The sequence below is a fragment of the Prescottella sp. R16 genome (assembly GCF_030656875.1).
Classification (GTDB): Bacteria; Actinomycetota; Actinomycetes; order Mycobacteriales; family Mycobacteriaceae; genus Prescottella.
In genome coordinates this window covers 1,154,590-1,169,530 of the sequence record NZ_CP130943.1, presented here as the reverse complement: position 1 = coordinate 1,169,530, position 14,941 = coordinate 1,154,590, and the positions used below count along the sequence as shown (strand labels likewise).

Sequence of the window (14,941 nt, the reverse complement as noted above, 5' to 3'; positions counted from 1 at the left end):
GAGTATGGCCACCATGACTGTGTCCTCCTCGCCTGCCTCGCCCGCCCGGCCGCCGTTCTATCTGACGACCGCCATCGCGTACCCCAACGGCGCCCCGCACATCGGGCACGCCTACGAGTACATCTCGTCGGACGCGATCGCACGCTTCAAGCGGCTCGACGGATACGACGTGTTCTTCATGACCGGCACCGACGAGCACGGTCTGAAGATGCAGCAGACGGCAGCCAAGGAAGGCATCGACGTCCGCGATCTCGCGACCCGCAACTCGGACGTGTTCCAGGCTATGGACAAGGCCCTGAACATCTCCTACGACCGGTTCATCCGCACCACGGACGCCGATCATCTCGAGTCGAGCAAGGCCATCTGGGAGCGGATGGCCGCGGCAGGCGACATCTACCTCGACACCTACTCGGGCTGGTACTCGGTGCGCGACGAGGCGTTCCACGCCGAGGAGGAGACGACGGTCCTCGAGGACGGCACCCGCATCGCCACCGAGACCGGCACGCCCGTCGAGTGGACCGAGGAGTCGAACTACACGTTCCGGCTGTCGAAGTACCAGGACCGTCTCCTCGCCCACTACGAGGAGAACCCCGACTTCATCGCGCCGGCCACCCGCCGCAACGAGATCCTCAGCTTCGTCAAGAGCGGCCTGAAGGACCTGTCGATCTCGCGCACCACGTTCGACTGGGGCGTTCCGGTGCCCGACGACCCCGAGCACGTCATGTACGTGTGGGTGGACGCGCTCACCAACTACCTCACCGGCGCCGGGTTCCCGAACACCGATTCCGCGGAGTTCGAGCGGTACTGGCCCGCGAACCTGCACATCATCGGCAAGGACATCACCCGGTTCCACACCGTGTACTGGCCCGCGTTCCTGATGTCGGCGGGGATCGAGCTGCCGAAGCGGGTGTTCGTGCACGGCTTCCTGTTCAACAAGGGCGAGAAGATGTCGAAGTCGGTCGGCAACGTCGTCGACCCGCTCGCGATGGTGGAGCAGTACGGCCTGGACGCGGTCCGCTTCTTCCTGCTGCGCGAGATCTCGTACGGGCAGGACGGCAGCTACAGCCACGAGGCGATCGTCACCCGGATGAACACCGACCTCGCGAACGAGCTGGGCAACCTGGCCCAGCGGTCGCTGTCGATGGTCGCGAAGAACTGCGACGCGCAGGTTCCGACGCCGGGCGAGCTCACCGACGCCGACCGCGCGCTGCTCGCACAGGCCGACGCGCTGCTCGAGAAGGTGCGGGCCGAGTTCGACGTGCAGGCGCTGCACCTCGGCCTCGAGGCGATCTGGCACGTGCTCGGCGAGACCAACCGGTACTTCTCGGCGCAGGAGCCGTGGGTGCTACGCAAGACCGACCCGGCCCGCATGGCGACGGTCCTGTACGTGACGCTCGAGGTGGTCCGCATCGTGGGCATCCTCGTCCAGCCGGTCATGCCGGACTCGGCCGCCAAGATCCTCGATCTGCTCGGTCAGGATCCCGAGGCCCGCGCCTTCGCAAACCTCGGGACACGCATCGTCGCAGGTACCGCGCTCCCCAAGCCGGTCGGCGTGTTCCCGCGCTACGTCGAGGAGACCGACGCGTAGCTTTCGTTCCCGAAAGTTGTCGGCCCCCTCGGGCACACTGTCGCCCATGGGGAGCACTAGAACATACTTTCGAACACAGGATCGGGCGATCGGCGACTGCCCGCCGCCGCGCTGGCGGTCGGCGGCGGGACTCGTGAGCGCACTCGCCGACGCCTACGAACGTGGCTGGCAGCCGGCGGACGTGATGCACGTGACACGGCGGACGCTCGGTGCGTCCGTCGCGTCGACCGCCGCCGCGGCCGTGCTGTTCCAGGCCCGCACGTGCCGCGCCGACGACCGGGCGCCGGCGGACTGGCGGGCCCAGCTCGCGCGGACCGCCGCCGCCGAACCCGACGCCGCCCGGCTCGCGGACGCGGTACCACCCGACGCCGGACCCGACGACTTCGCGGCCGTCCTCGACACCGCCGACCGGCAGCTCGATACCCGGGACTGGCTCGACCTGACGGTGCTGTGGCTCGACTTCCCCCGCCTGACCCGGCTGTGCCCGCCGCCGTCCGAGTGGTCGGCCGTTCCGGTGTCCGAACCGGCGGAGCATCCGGGGACGCCGGATCCCAAGATGCTCGCCCGTGTCCGCGGACTGCTCGCCAAGGCCGAGGCCACCGAGTTCGTGGAGGAGGCCGAGACCTTCACCGCGAAGGCCCAGGACCTCATGACCCAGTACGCGATCAGCGCCGCACTGCTGGACGCCGACCGGCCGCGTGCCACCACCGTGCACAGCCGACGGATCCATCTCGACAACCCGTACGTCCGCGAGAAGGTGCACCTGCTCACCGCGATCGGCGAGGCCAACCGGGTCCGCACCGTATGGTTCGACCGGTTCGCGATCGCGACGGTCGTCGGCGATGCACTGGACCTCGACCAGACCGAACTGCTGTTCACGTCGCTGCTGGTGCAGGCGACCCGGGCGATGCACGCGGCCGGAACCGTCGGGACCGCGGGCGCGGGGACCGGCGGCACCACGACCCAGTTCCGGAAGGCGTTCCTGTTCGGGTTCTCGGTCCGCATCGGGCAGCGGTTGAAGGAGACCGACAGCCGGGCCACCGCCCAGGTCGCCGTCGACGCCGACGTCCGTATCGACGACCTGCTACCGGTCCTGGCCGCACGGTCCGCGGCCGTCGACGCCGAGTTCGACCGCCTGTTCCCCACCACGAAGGCGGCCCGCGGCCGGACCGTCGACGCCGTCGGCTGGCATGCCGGGCAGTCCGCCGCCGACGCCGCGTCACTGTCCCCCGGGGAGCGCGCCCTGCCGCGGTGAGAGGCCCACCACAGTGGAAAGCTGACCGCATGCGAATCGAGCGGATCGGGCCGGGCGGCAGTGCGTCCGAGGTGCTCCGGGCACTCGCCCGCCGGGCCCGCGGCCGGCACCTCCCGCCGCCGGCCGCACTGACCGGCACGTGGTTCGGCGCCGCGGCCGTCCTCGCCCCCAGCGTGGCCGCGGCGTCGTGCTCCCCCACCGCCGCGTTCACGATCCCGCCCACCCCACATGAAACAGTCCCACGTGAAACAACGGCGCCCGAGGGGCTGCTGATCGGCGGCGGCTGGATCGGGTACGTCGCCTACCCGGACGGCGCCGACGCCCTCCCCGCCGCGGCCGGCGGCTGGACCGACCACGTACTGCGGCTCGACACGTCGGGCTGCTGGTGGTTCGAGAGCCTCCGCGACGAACCCTGCCCCGACGACGTCGCCCTCGCGGTCCGGCGACCGGACACCGCACCCGAACCGTGGCGCATCGACTGGACGGTCCCCGACCGGGACGCACACCGCCGCGGTGTCGACGACTGCCGGGCCGCGATCACCCGCGGCGACGTCTACCAGGCGTGCGTGTGCACCCGCTTCCGCGGCACCGTCACCGGCAGCCCCCTCGACTTCTTCGCCGACGCCGCCGCCCGCACCCACCCCACCCGGGCCGCGTTCGTGGCCGGCCCGTGGGGTGCGGTGGCGTCCCTGTCACCGGAGGTGTTCCTGTCCCGCCGCGGCGACACCGTCACATCGAGCCCCATCAAGGGCACCCTCCCTCTCGATGCCGACCCGGCACTGCTGCGGGCCTCCGTCAAGGACGTCGCCGAGAACGTGATGATCGTCGACCTCGTCCGCAACGACCTCGGCCGCGTCGCCACCCCCGGATCGGTGCGGGTCACCGACCTGCTCCGGGTCGCCCCGGCGCCCGGGGTGTGGCACCTGGTGTCCACCGTCGCCGCGACCCTCCCCGACACCGTCACCACCACCGATCTCCTCGATGCCGCGTTCCCCCCGGCGTCCGTCACCGGATGCCCCAAACACTCGGCTCGGCACCTGATCGCGCAGTGGGAACCGCAGCCCCGCGGACTGTTCTGCGGCACCGTCGGCCTGCACAGCCCCGTCGCGGGCCTCGAACTGAACGTCGCGATCCGCACCGTCGAATTCGACACCGCCGGCGGTGTCGCACTCGGCGTCGGCGGCGGCATCACGATCGACTCCGACCCGGACGCCGAATGGCAGGAATGCCTCGACAAGGCCCACAGCCTCGTCACCCTCACGGCGTCGAGCACGCGTCCCGGCCCGACTCCGGCATCTCGAAATGCGCCGGCTGATCCTGTGTCAGTTCCGACGTAGCGGCACAGATCCGGGCGACCACCGCGTCCGCGTCGAGACGCCACGTCCGCAGCACACCGTCACCACCGCCCGCGACGACCGTGTCCGACCCGGGCAGGAACGCCACCTGCCAGCGTCCCCGACCGATCGTCGTCAACGGTCCGCCCACGGCCTCCCGCCCCTCGGCGATGCTCCACAACCGGACCGAGCCGTCGTCGCTGCCGCTCACGACATGTGTGCCGTCACCGCTGAACGCGACGCTGTAGACCGTGCCCGTGTGCCCCTGCAACGCCCCGGGGCGCTCCGTGAACCCGCCGTCACCGTCCCGGTCCCACAGGATGAGCGTGTGATCGTCGCTCGCGGTGACCAGCTGGGAGCCGTCCGGGCTGAACGACATCGAGTTCACGCCGCCCGCATGCCCCTGCCCGCGGATCGAGCGGGGCACCGGCGCCGACGGATCGGTGACGTTCCACACGTGGATGTCACCGTCCGCACCGGCCACCACCAGCACGTCCCCGGCGGGCGCGAACTGGGCGCTGCGCACCAGATTGTGCGGCCCCTCCAGTGCCGGACCGGTCCGGACCGGTGCGTGCGGGTTCTCGATGTTCCACAGCGCGACGGTGAAGTCGTCGTCCCCGATCGCGAGCGTCCGGCCGTCCGGGCTGAACGCCAACTCCCACGTGAACCGGGTCTCGGTCACGATCGGCGGACCGAACGGCACCGGGTGCGCGGGGTCGAGCAGATCCCACAACTGCACGTGCCCGCCCGACGTCTGCGTCGTCGCCAGCACCGTCCCGTCCGGTGACAACGCCACCACGTTCGCCCCACCCAGGGGCCGCTCGACGTCGATCGTGGACAACGGGGTGAACGCGCCCTGCGGATCGATCGACCACACCCGGATCGCGTTGTCGTAGCCGGCGGTCACGAGCCGCGACCCGTCACCGCTCATCGTGGGCATCGTCATCGACGAATCCGACACCGGGACCGTCCCCGGCGCGAGTGTCCACACCCGGACCAGCGAGTCCTGGCCGCCGGTGACGATCGTCGACCCGTCCGACGACAGCGCGAGCGCCGGCACCCCGCCGCCGTTCCCGGCCAGGGACGGTCTCATCTCGTGCAGCGCACGCGTCACCGGATCCACCGACCACAACTTCACGGTGCCGTCCCACGATGCGCTCGCCAACGTGCCGCCGTCGGGGGCGAACGCGATCGTCCAGATGCCACCGGTGTGGGCCTGCACGGGCGCATCGATCGGGCGGATGTCCGCGAGATCCGTCGAATCGAACATCCGGATCAGGCCGTCGTCGCTGCTCGCCGCGAGGCTGCGGCCGTCCGGGCCGAACGCCACCGAGTGCACGACGTCCCCGAAACCGGTCAGTTCGGGACCGATCTGCACCGGACGGGCCGGGTCGGCGATGTTCCACACCCGGACCGTCCGGTCGTCGCTGGCGGTCGCCAGAACCGTGTCGCCGCGGGCGTCCCGACCGAAAGCCACCGTCCGCACCGCACCCGCATGCCCGCGCAGCACCCAGGACGGGAACTGTCCGTGCTCCGGCTCGGACGTGCCGTAGAGGGTGACGCCGCCGTCGTCGTGCGGGACGGCCAGCAACCGGCCGTCGGGGCTGAACCGCACGTTGTGCACGGCGCCGGGGGCGGCCTCCACCCCGTCGAGCAGCGGTACCGGGGCAGCCGGATCGCCGATGTCCCAGATCCAGAGGAGCCCGTCGCCGCTACCGGCGGCGAGCAACCGGCCGTCCGGGCTGAACGACACCGACGCCATGTACTGCGTGGCGCTGCCCAGGTCGGAGCCCAGCTGGGTGGGGGCCGTGCTGTCCGAGAAGTTCCACAGTTTGACGGTGCGGTCGTCGCTCGCGGTCGCGAGGAGCCGGCCGTCGGCCGAGAGGGCGACACCGTACACGGGGCCGGTGTGCCCGGGCAGGGTCCGCGCGATCGGGGTGTTCTCGGTGGCGGCGAGCCGGGAGAGTGCCTCGTCGCTGCCCGGCCGCATCTGCCATGCCGCGAGCGACAACTGCGCCGACGTGGTGGGGTCGTTCTCCCGCAGCGCATCGGACAGCGACACCACCTGCTGGAACTGGGCGGCGGCCCGCGAGTCCTCGGCCCGGGTCTTCGCGGCCAGCGCCATCACGCCCATCACCACGGCGACGACCGTCGAGAAGGCGAGCGCGGCCATCACGGTCCGTTCCATCCGGGCCTGCCGCCGCACCTGCCGCACCGACGCCTCGAGGAACTCACCGGCGGCCGGTGTCAGCGACGCCGCCAGGGCGGGGATGCCCGCGGCGTCGAAACCGACCGTTCCCGCGCGGGACACCGTGTGTTCGGTGAGCAGGTCGAGCCGGCCGCGATGGTAGAGCAGGCTGTGGTTGCGGTCGGCGTCCTCCCAGTGTGCGGCGTCGTTCTCGATCTGCTGGCGGAGCGCCGACGACGACCGGTCCTCCTGGATCCAGGTCGCGAGCCGCGGCCACGTCGCGATCACGGCGTCGTGGATGAGTTCGACGTCGTCGCCGTCGACCACGAGGACGCGGGCGTTGACGAAGTGGTCGACGACGCGGCGGCCGGCACCGCTGTCCGTTCCTTCGACGGCCGTCAGCTGGGTGAGGGTGCGGCGGATCTTGACGTCGGTGCCGGTGTTGGTGACGTACACCAGGTGGACGAACATGGACCGGGCCACGATCCGGCCGCGCTCGTCGAGTTGTTCCCACGCGCGTTCCGCCGCGGTCGCGACCGACCCGAGGACGCCGCCCGTGGCCCGGTAGTTCGCGATGGTCAGCTGCCCGCCGCGGCGTCGCTCCCACATCGTGTCGAGGAGGTGCGAGACGAGCGGCAGCACCGTACTGCCCTCCGGCTGGGTGGTCGACGACGCGGTGAGGACACCGAGATCGTTGAGGATCAGATCGACCAGGCCCGGCTCGAGTTTCAGCCCGATCATCCGGGCGGGCTGTGTGACGACCTCGACGACCTCGTCCCGGGTCAGTGGGGCCACGGTCTTGCTGCGCTGTTCGAGTGCGTCGGCGAGGACCGGGTAGGTCAGGGCCTGCGCGTAGAAGTCCGAGCGCATCGTCGCGACGACGGACGCGGTGTCGGCCGGTTCCCGGCCGGGCCGGGTGGTGGCCGTGTACTCGAGGAGGATCAGGAACCGGGTGCGTTCCGCGGACGACGCGCACTGGGTGAACAGTTCCTCGATCTGGTCGACCACGACGAGCAGCCGGTCGGTGCCGAGCCGGTGCGCGGCCCGTCGCAGGGCGGCGTCGACCTGCTCGTGGTCCCCCGTGGCGGCGCAGTCCGCGAGTTCGGGGACGGCCGTGACCAACGCGGCGACCGGGTGGGAGCCGGGGGTGAACACGATCGGCGCGAACCCTGCCCGATCTCCCTCGCCGCTCTCCTCGCTCTCCTGACCCCGCAGCGCGGGGATCAGACCGGCCTGCACGAGCGACGACTTCCCGACCCCCGACGCGCCGGTGACGACGACCGGGCCGCGGCCCTGCGCGGCGAGGACCGCACCGACGATCCGGTCGACGCTCGTCCGCCGGCCGAAGAACAGGCGCTCGTCCCGCTCCCGGTACGGCGACAGTCCGCGGTAGGGCCGGACACCGGCAGGCAGTGCCGGTGCCGCCGGCTCGGTGGCCGTCGTCGCACGGGCCGCGGGCGCCGAGGTGGCAGTGCGCCACCGCGCCTCCCACTGCTGCATCGAGAACAGCCCGTCCGCGGGGGGCGGACCGACGTGCAGGGCTCGGGCCGTCTTGATGAGCACTGCCAGAACCGGGCGCACCGACTCGAACGCGGCCGGCATCCGCTTGCCCGACCGCCAGTCGCTGATCCGCTGCACCGACGCCGGCTTGTCTCCGCCCATCGACCGGGTCAGAGCGGCCGCCTCGGAGGCGATCTTCTTGAGCGGGGGGCCGCCCGCGGTGGCGAACAGCAGCCGGAGGTGATCGGCGAAATCCTGGCGGGCCTGCGCGCCCGGTGACGGTTCGTCCGCACCGTCGTCCGTCTCGGACGTCATCCTCCGCGCTCCTCTTCCGCCTCTGAATATCCGCTGCGGAATTATTCCTCACGGCCTGTGAACTGGGATGATACTGCCTCGAGTGAAATCACCGGTTTCTGCATTCACTGAAGCAGGGCAAAGTCGACACCGACGCACAACGGCCCCACAGAGCCCGCGGCGGGCACCGGCTGGGACTGAGTAGTACGAGGGGTAGCCCCTACCGGAACACGCCTGCGGAGGAAAGAGCGCACGATGATCGAACGGGCGACGAAGTTGACGGCGAAGACTCCGCCGGCAGCCCTCGCCGCGCTCGTCATCGCCGCGACGGTGGGGCTGATGATGCTGTTGGGTGCGGCCCCCGCCGACGCGGATCCGACCGCAACGGGAACGGTGTCGATCTCGATCGACACCACTCGTTGACGTCTCGATCCGAACGAGTCGGCGGGGGGCTGCGCACCCGATCCGGTCGCGGCCCCGGCCCGGCCGTCAGTCGCGGCGGGCGGCCAGGACGGTCTCGTACAGTTCCCGCTTCGAGACACCCGCAGACTGCTCCGCAGCCACCTGGGCGCAGGCGTCCTTGAGTCGGACACCGTCGGCGACGAGCCGCTCCACTTCCCCCACCAGATCCTCCGGGTCGGCGGCCACCGGCCGCGCCCCCTCGAGGACGACGGTGATCTCACCGCGGGCCCCGTCGACGGCCCACGCGGCCAGCTCGGCGAGGGTGCCGCGGCGCACCTCCTCGTAGGTCTTCGTCAGCTCCCGGCACACCGCGGCGCGCCGCTCCCCGCCGAGGACCTCGACCGCGTCCGCCAGGCACGCCGCCAGCCGGTGCGGAGCCTCGAAGAACACGCATGCCCGTTGTTCGGTGCGCAGCGTCTCGAACCAGGTCCGTCGCTGTCCCGACTTGCGCGGCGGGAACCCGTCGAAACAGAACCGTTCGACCGGCAGCCCCGACAGGGCCAGCGCGGTCGTCACCGCGGACGGTCCGGGCAGGCACGTGACCGGAAGATCCTTCTCGACGCATGCCGCGACGAGTCGGTAGCCGGGGTCGCTCACCGACGGCATACCGGCATCGGTGACGAGCAGGACGGTGTGGCCGGCCTCGACGTCCGCGACGAGGGCCGGCAACCGGGTCACCTCCACCTGGTCGTAGAAGCTGACGATCCGCCCGGTGATCGTCACCTCGAGGGCGGTGGCGAGCGCCTTGGTGCGGCGGGTGTCCTCGGCGGCCACGACGTCGGCCGATCCCAGTGCGGTGCGGAGGCGATCGGAGGCGTCACCGATGTCACCCATCGGAGTTGCGGCGAGGACGAGACGACCAGTCATGGGTGACAGCCTACGATCGACGCGTGACCCCACTGACGGACGAGCGCCCGGTGTCTCCGGGTCCGGACTCGTCCGACGGTTCCCGTGCGACGGTGAGTCCGGCCCCACTCGCACCCGTGAACGATGTCGGGCCGACCGATCGTCGGCGCGGCTGGATCGTGACGTTGGTGATCACCGCGCTCGCCGCGATCACCCGGTTCACGATGTTGAACTATCCGACCGACGCCGGGACCCCGGTCTTCGACGAGAAGCACTATGCGCCGCAGGGCTGGCAGGTGCTCACCGGCGGCGGTGTCGAGGACAATCCCGGTTACGGGCTGGTGGTGCATCCGCCGGTCGGCAAGCAGTTGATCGCGGCCGGTGAGGCACTGTTCGGCTACAACGCGTGGGGATGGCGGTTCGCGTCGGCGGCCGCCGGAACGATCCTGGTGCTGCTCGTGGTGCGGATCGTGCGACGGATGAGCAGGTCGACGCTGGTCGGGGCGATCGCCGGGATCCTGCTGATCGTGGACGGTGTCACGTTCGTGTCGTCGCGGCTCGGGATGCTCGACATCTTCCTGGCCCTGTTCACGGTCGCGGCACTCGGCTGTCTCGTCGTCGACCGGGATCAGGTACGGGCCCGGATGGCGCGGGTGCGGTCGGAGGGCCGGATCGCGGTCTCCGACTTCGGTCCCCGGCTCGGGGTGCGGTGGTGGCGGTTCGGGGCGGGCGTGATGCTGGGCCTGGCGTGCGGCACCAAATGGTCCGGGCTGTACTTCATCGCGCTCTTCGGTCTGTTGTGTGTCGGGTTCGACGTCGCGGCGCGGCGCGGGTACGGGGTGCACCGGCCGTGGGTGGGGACGGCGCTGCGGGACATCGGCCCGTCGCTGTACGCGCTCGTGGTGGTGCCGATCGTGGTGTACCTGGGCACGTATGCGGCGTGGTTCGCGAGCGAGACCGGGGTGGACCGGCACGCGGTCGGCAACCGGATCGGGACGGGCGGGCCGTTCGCGTTCGTGCCGGACGCGCTGCGGTCGCTGTGGTACTACAGCGCGAAGGTACTCGAGTTCCATTCGGGGCTGACCAATTCGGCCGGCAACCATCATCCGTGGGAGTCGAAGCCGTGGACGTGGCCGATGGGGTTGCGTCCGATGCTGTACTACTTCGCCGAGGGCGAGCACGTGTCCGGGTGCGGCGCGTCGAGCTGCGTCAAGGCTGTCATGCTGATCGGCACGCCCGCCCTGTGGTGGCTGGCGCTACCGGTTCTCGGATGGGCGTTGTGGCGTACCTTCGTCGGCCGGGACTGGCGGTACGCGACGGTCCTGACGGGGTATGCGGCGGCGTTCCTGCCGTGGTTCGTGACGCTGGACCGGCAGATGTACTACTTCTATGCGGTCGCGTTGGCGCCGTTCTTCGTGATGGCGACGGCGCTGGTGCTGGGCGACATCCTGGGGCGGGCATCGGATTCGGCGGAACGGCGTGGGACCGGCCTGCTCGCGGTGTGCCTCTATGTGGGGCTGGTGGTCGCGAACTTCGTGTGGTTGTGGCCGATCCTCACCGCCGTTCCGATCACGCCGGAGACGTGGCAGCGGGAGTTGTGGCTACCGAGCTGGCGGTGACGTCCGTGGTCGGGTCACCGGTCAGGAGGCGGACAGGATCCGGGAGTTCTTCCCGACGACGGCGTCGACGCTGAAGCGGCCCGCACCGACGCCGGCGACGAGCAGCGCGGCGACCCCGAGCGTGAGGACGAGTTCGTAGCCGCCGTCACCGACGAACAGGCCGTTGCCGACGTGGACGAAGACGAACGCACCCGCCATGTTCAGGAACAGCAGTGCTCCGGCGATGCGGGTGGCGAAGCCGACGAGCAGCAGGATGCCGCCGACGAGTTCGATCGTGGCGGCGACGATCGCGGAGACGTCGGCGAGGGGGATGTCCATACCGGCGAATGCGGCCTGGGTGCCGTCGATGCCCCATGTCGAGAACTTCTGCCAGCCGTGGGCGATGAAGACGACACCGAGCCCGATGCGGGCGATGAGCAGGCTGAGGTCACGGGCGACGGGCGAAAATGTCATGACGTGAACGATGACACGAATTAAGTTGAAGCGTCAACCTTCATGATGTGGATCTCACCCGCCGACGTCACGCCCCACGCAACGCGGTCGCCACGAACACCGCCGCGTCCGCATCCGAGATCCCCATCCGCCGCAGCTCCGCGACGTACTCGTTGGCCGCCCGCTGCGCCCGCGCCCGCGTCGGATCACCGGACGCCGCCACGAACGATCCGAGCCGCCCACGCGTCTCGATCACCCCGAGCTGCTCGAGCTCGCGATACGTCCGGGCCACCGTGTTGGGCGCCACCCCCAGATCGGCCGCGAGCTTGCGCACCGTCGGCAGCTTCGTGCCCGCGACCAGGTCCTCCCGCCGCACCAGCTCGAGGATCCGCAACCGCAACTGCTCGAACGGCGGCACCCCCGAACCGTGGTCGATGTCGATGTCCACGAACGCCCCTTCCCTCGCCCGATGCCGGCCGCGCGGCGGTCCGCTTCACCGTAGCGCGGCGACCGCCTCCCGTACCGGCATCGAGCCCGACGTCAGCATCAGCGTGCGCCGCACCGCCGGCGCCCCCGGCTCGACCAGGGCCGCGAGCACCGCGGCGACGTCGGCGCGCGGCACCGTGCCCCGCTCGAGCGGCGGCTCGGTCAACGTCACCTCACCGGTCGGTTCGTCGTCGGTGAGACCGCCCGGCCGCAGGATCGTCCAGTCCAGATCGCGGCGGCGCAGATCCTCCTCGGCCGCGGTCTTCGCGGCCAGATAGACCGCGAACACCTCGTCGGTGTCCTCGGGAATCGGTTCGCCCGCCCCGAACGAACTGATCTGGACGTACCGGCGCACCCCGGCCCGTTCGGCCGCCGACGCGGTCAGGGCCGCTGCACCGCGATCGACGGTGTCCTTGCGGGCGGCGCCGCTGCCGGGGCCGGCGCCCGCGGCGAACACGACGGCGTCGGCACCGTGCATCGTGTCCGCGACCTCGTCGACGCCGGCGTGCTCGAGATCGACGAGCCGCGGGTAGGCGCCGAGGGCACGCAGCGGATCCTCGTGGTCGGGGTTGCGGATCAGGGCGACGGCAAGGTCCCCCGAAGCCGTCAGGTTCTTGATCAGGTGCCGGGCGATCTTGCCGTGGCCGCCGGCGACGACGATGCGTCGTTCGGTCATGATGTCTCCTCGCTTCGGATCCGACACGACATTCCGCTTCCAGCATCGCCCCGTGCACAATGGCGTGCATGACAGGCACCCACGACAAGGCGACCATCGCGACGATCTACCACAATTCGCGGTGCAGCACGTCCCGGAACACCCTGAAGCTCATCGAGGACGCCGGCATCGAGCCGACGATCGTCGCCTACCTGGAGACGCCGCCGACGCGGGACGGCCTGCGCAAACTCCTGGACGACGCCGGTCTGCGCCCGAGCGAGGCGATCCGGAAGAAGGAGGCGGTCTACAAGGAACTCGGGCTCGCGTCGGCGTCGGAGGACGACCTGCTCGACGCGATGGTCGCGAACCCGATCCTCATCGAGCGGCCCATCGTGGTGACCGACCGTGGCACCGTGCTGGCGCGGCCGTTCGAGAAGGTGCGCGAGATCCTCTAGTGTCCCGGGCCGAGCAGCGGATCGCGGGCCAGCGGGCACGACATGCACCGCGGTCCGCCCCGCCCGGAGCCCAGTTCGGAGCCGGCGATGCGCAGCACCTCGATGCCCGATGCCTCCATCCGGGCGTTGGTCTCGACGTTGCGTTCGTAGGCGACCACCACGCCGGGGGCGAGGGCGAGCGTGTTGTTGCCGTCGTCCCACTGTTCACGTTCGGCGACGACGTGGTCGAGCCCGGTGTCGATGACCCGCAGCTTCCCGATCCCCATGGCTGCGGCGGCCGCCTCGAGGAACGGTTCCGGTCCGGCGATGACGGCCGATCCGCCGACCCGGCGAATCGTGTACGCGGACAGGGTGTCCCGGACCGCGGGATACATGACGACGGCGTCGGCGTCGACCATCGTCAGCACCGTGTCCAGGTGCATCGACGCCCGCCGCTGCTCGATCGGCACGGCCAGCACCGTGTGCGCGAGACCGTCCTCGAAGACGCTGCGCGCCAATGCTTCCGCACCGGCCGGGGTGGTCCGCTCCCCCACTCCGACGGCGACCACACCGGGGGCGAGCAGCAGCACGTCCCCGCCCTCGACGGGGGCGGTGTGCGATTCGTAGGCGCGGCGCACACCCCGGAACCGGGGGTGGTGCGCGTAGATCAGATCGGTCAGCGAGGTTTCGCGGGCCCGGGCCGGCAGGGCCAGCGACGTGATCGCCACCCGGCGGCCGATCCAGAACGACGAGTCCCGGGTGAACAGCAGATTAGGGAGCGGGTCGACGACGAAGTCGGCGCCGTGGTGCATCAGCCGGACCAGTGACGGTGTCGCCGCGCCGGTGCCGATCGGGAGTTCGTCGAACGTCATCCCTGCGGTGAGGATCGACGACAGTTCGGCGGCGGGCACACCGCGCAGGTGGGCGGCCAGATCCTGGGCCAGTGCGTGACCGAGCCGGCGCGGGTCGACGGCCGCGGCGATCCCCTGCATGCGGGCGGCACCGCTGACGGTGAGGGTCTCGGTGAGCAGCTCCGCGAGCAACAGCACCTCGACACCGCGGCCGCACAGCACCGCGGCGAACTCGTCGTGCTCGTCCTGGGCCCGATCGACCCACGGCAGGCCGTCGAACAGGAGCTGGTCGTTGTTGCGCGGGGTGAGGCGCCGGAGTTCGTCACCGGGACGGTGCAGCAGCACCGTCCGCAACCGGCCCACCTCGGAGTCGACGCCCAGCTCGGCCGCGACATCGTCCACGTTCATGGTTGAACGGTAGTCCCGGGCGCCGTCGTCGGCACCCGGGATCGTCCGTCAGGGATTCTCGTGGTGGAGATACAGGTCAGTTCGCCGCACCGAGGCGGGCGACGATGTCGTCCCGATCCTGGGTGATCATCTGCTCGACCATCTGCTCGACCATCTTCTCGATCTGCCCGCCGACGACCGGCACCTTGACGGTGACGGTGCCGCGCACGTCGAGGACCGAACCCGCACCCGACGGGCGCAGGTCGTACTCGCCGACGATCTCGACCGGCACGCCCGTGGCGTTGCCCTCGACACGACCGGACGCCCGATCCCCCTCGAGCGGCCGCCACGTGTCGACACGCTCGAGCCGGACCTCCCCACGAATCACCTTGCGCACCAGGGCCGGGAAGCCACTGGTGTCGATCAGACCGGACATCGCGACGGTCGTGACCGGGGCTCCGTCGGCGTCCCGGCCGTCGGTGACCGTCACGGACGAGTCGTCGTTGCCCTCCCAGCGCGAACCCCAGTACCCGGGGTCGGTGACGAGAGCATGGACCTGCTCGACGGTGTGGCCGAACTCGGCCGAGAATTCGAACTGTTTCGACATGCG

Annotated in this window: 13 protein-coding genes; 6 read left to right on the top strand and 7 right to left on the bottom strand. The window is 70.7% G+C overall.

Going from position 1 to position 14,941, the window contains the following annotated elements:
* Positions 1-13 precede the first annotated feature (13 nt).
* Genes metG through Q5696_RS05515 form a run of 3 tightly spaced genes read left to right on the top strand, consistent with a single transcriptional unit; the run spans position 14 to position 4,180 of the window.
* Positions 14-1,588, top strand: a complete 1,575-nt coding sequence (gene metG / locus Q5696_RS05525; protein ID WP_305094203.1) for a methionine--tRNA ligase — start codon at positions 14-16, stop codon at positions 1,586-1,588.
* Between the two features lie 46 nt (positions 1,589-1,634).
* Positions 1,635-2,843: a DUF2786 domain-containing protein gene (locus Q5696_RS05520; protein WP_305094202.1), complete on the top strand. Its 1,209-nt coding sequence runs from the start codon at positions 1,635-1,637 to the stop codon at positions 2,841-2,843.
* Positions 2,844-2,872: 29 nt separating this feature from the next.
* Positions 2,873-4,180, top strand: a complete 1,308-nt coding sequence (locus Q5696_RS05515) for an aminodeoxychorismate synthase component I (RefSeq protein ID WP_305094201.1) — start codon at positions 2,873-2,875, stop codon at positions 4,178-4,180.
* Here the strand turns inward: Q5696_RS05515 and Q5696_RS05510 are convergent.
* Complete coding sequence (locus tag Q5696_RS05510) at positions 4,101-8,180, bottom strand: nSTAND1 domain-containing NTPase (RefSeq protein ID WP_305094200.1); 4,080 nt, start codon at positions 8,178-8,180, stop codon at positions 4,101-4,103. The two genes, Q5696_RS05515 and Q5696_RS05510, sit on opposite strands and share 80 nt — an antisense overlap.
* A 234-nt stretch (positions 8,181-8,414) precedes the next feature.
* On the opposite strand from Q5696_RS05510, the gene Q5696_RS05505 reads away from it, so the two are divergent.
* Complete coding sequence (locus tag Q5696_RS05505; protein ID WP_305094199.1) at positions 8,415-8,582, top strand: hypothetical protein; 168 nt, start codon at positions 8,415-8,417, stop codon at positions 8,580-8,582.
* Between the two features lie 66 nt (positions 8,583-8,648).
* On the opposite strand, the gene rsmI is transcribed toward Q5696_RS05505, so the two are convergent.
* Positions 8,649-9,488, bottom strand: a complete 840-nt coding sequence (gene rsmI / locus Q5696_RS05500) for a 16S rRNA (cytidine(1402)-2'-O)-methyltransferase (RefSeq protein ID WP_305094198.1) — start codon at positions 9,486-9,488, stop codon at positions 8,649-8,651.
* Between the two features lie 23 nt (positions 9,489-9,511).
* Between rsmI and Q5696_RS05495 the strand changes: the two genes are divergently transcribed.
* Positions 9,512-11,086, top strand: a complete 1,575-nt coding sequence (locus tag Q5696_RS05495; RefSeq protein WP_370654866.1) for a dolichyl-phosphate-mannose--protein mannosyltransferase — start codon at positions 9,512-9,514, stop codon at positions 11,084-11,086.
* A gap of 21 nt (positions 11,087-11,107) precedes the next feature.
* Here Q5696_RS05495 and Q5696_RS05490 read toward each other — a convergent pair whose 3' ends face one another.
* The 3 genes from Q5696_RS05490 to Q5696_RS05480 all read right to left on the bottom strand — a co-directional run bounded on the left by Q5696_RS05490 (position 11,108) and on the right by Q5696_RS05480 (position 12,680).
* Positions 11,108-11,539 carry a DoxX family protein gene (locus Q5696_RS05490; RefSeq protein WP_305094197.1) on the bottom strand — a complete coding sequence of 144 codons (432 nt, stop codon included), beginning with the start codon at positions 11,537-11,539 and terminating at the stop codon, positions 11,108-11,110.
* A gap of 67 nt (positions 11,540-11,606) precedes the next feature.
* A complete protein-coding gene (locus tag Q5696_RS05485; RefSeq protein WP_305094196.1) occupies positions 11,607-11,966 on the bottom strand; it encodes a GntR family transcriptional regulator in 360 nt (119 codons plus the stop codon).
* 45 nt (positions 11,967-12,011) lie between these two features.
* Positions 12,012-12,680 (bottom strand): SDR family oxidoreductase, encoded by a 669-nt coding sequence (locus Q5696_RS05480; RefSeq protein ID WP_305094195.1) that lies wholly within the window; start codon positions 12,678-12,680, stop codon positions 12,012-12,014.
* 68 nt (positions 12,681-12,748) lie between these two features.
* On the opposite strand from Q5696_RS05480, the gene arsC reads away from it, so the two are divergent.
* Positions 12,749-13,114, top strand: coding sequence for an arsenate reductase (glutaredoxin) (arsC, locus tag Q5696_RS05475; RefSeq protein WP_305094194.1), 366 nt, complete (start codon positions 12,749-12,751; stop codon positions 13,112-13,114).
* Here the strand turns inward: arsC and Q5696_RS05470 are convergent.
* Positions 13,111-14,352, bottom strand: a complete 1,242-nt coding sequence (locus Q5696_RS05470) for an arginine deiminase (protein WP_305094193.1) — start codon at positions 14,350-14,352, stop codon at positions 13,111-13,113. The two genes, arsC and Q5696_RS05470, sit on opposite strands and share 4 nt — an antisense overlap.
* Positions 14,353-14,428: 76 nt before the next feature.
* The gene (locus Q5696_RS05465; protein WP_305094192.1) at positions 14,429-14,938 is read right to left on the bottom strand and encodes a DUF2505 domain-containing protein; all 510 of its coding nucleotides are present in this window, start codon (positions 14,936-14,938) and stop codon (positions 14,429-14,431) included.
* Positions 14,939-14,941 lie beyond the last annotated feature (3 nt).

What these genes read in the sequence shown, in the direction of transcription:
- Q5696_RS05520 (WP_305094202.1), top strand. Translation starts at nt 1,635, where the DNA reads ATGGGGAGCACTAGAACATACTTTCGAACACAGGATCGGGCGATCGGC.
- arsC (WP_305094194.1), top strand. Translation starts at nt 12,749, where the DNA reads ATGACAGGCACCCACGACAAGGCGACCATCGCGACGATCTACCACAAT.
- Q5696_RS05465 (WP_305094192.1), bottom strand. Translation starts at nt 14,938, where the DNA reads ATGTCGAAACAGTTCGAATTCTCGGCCGAGTTCGGCCACACCGTCGAG.
- Q5696_RS05515 (WP_305094201.1), top strand. Translation starts at nt 2,873, where the DNA reads ATGCGAATCGAGCGGATCGGGCCGGGCGGCAGTGCGTCCGAGGTGCTC.
- metG (WP_305094203.1), top strand. Translation starts at nt 14, where the DNA reads ATGACTGTGTCCTCCTCGCCTGCCTCGCCCGCCCGGCCGCCGTTCTAT.
- Q5696_RS05510 (WP_305094200.1), bottom strand. Translation starts at nt 8,180, where the DNA reads ATGACGTCCGAGACGGACGACGGTGCGGACGAACCGTCACCGGGCGCG.
- Q5696_RS05470 (WP_305094193.1), bottom strand. Translation starts at nt 14,352, where the DNA reads ATGAACGTGGACGATGTCGCGGCCGAGCTGGGCGTCGACTCCGAGGTG.
- Q5696_RS05505 (WP_305094199.1), top strand. Translation starts at nt 8,415, where the DNA reads ATGATCGAACGGGCGACGAAGTTGACGGCGAAGACTCCGCCGGCAGCC.
- rsmI (WP_305094198.1), bottom strand. Translation starts at nt 9,488, where the DNA reads ATGACTGGTCGTCTCGTCCTCGCCGCAACTCCGATGGGTGACATCGGT.
- Q5696_RS05490 (WP_305094197.1), bottom strand. Translation starts at nt 11,539, where the DNA reads ATGACATTTTCGCCCGTCGCCCGTGACCTCAGCCTGCTCATCGCCCGC.
- Q5696_RS05480 (WP_305094195.1), bottom strand. Translation starts at nt 12,680, where the DNA reads ATGACCGAACGACGCATCGTCGTCGCCGGCGGCCACGGCAAGATCGCC.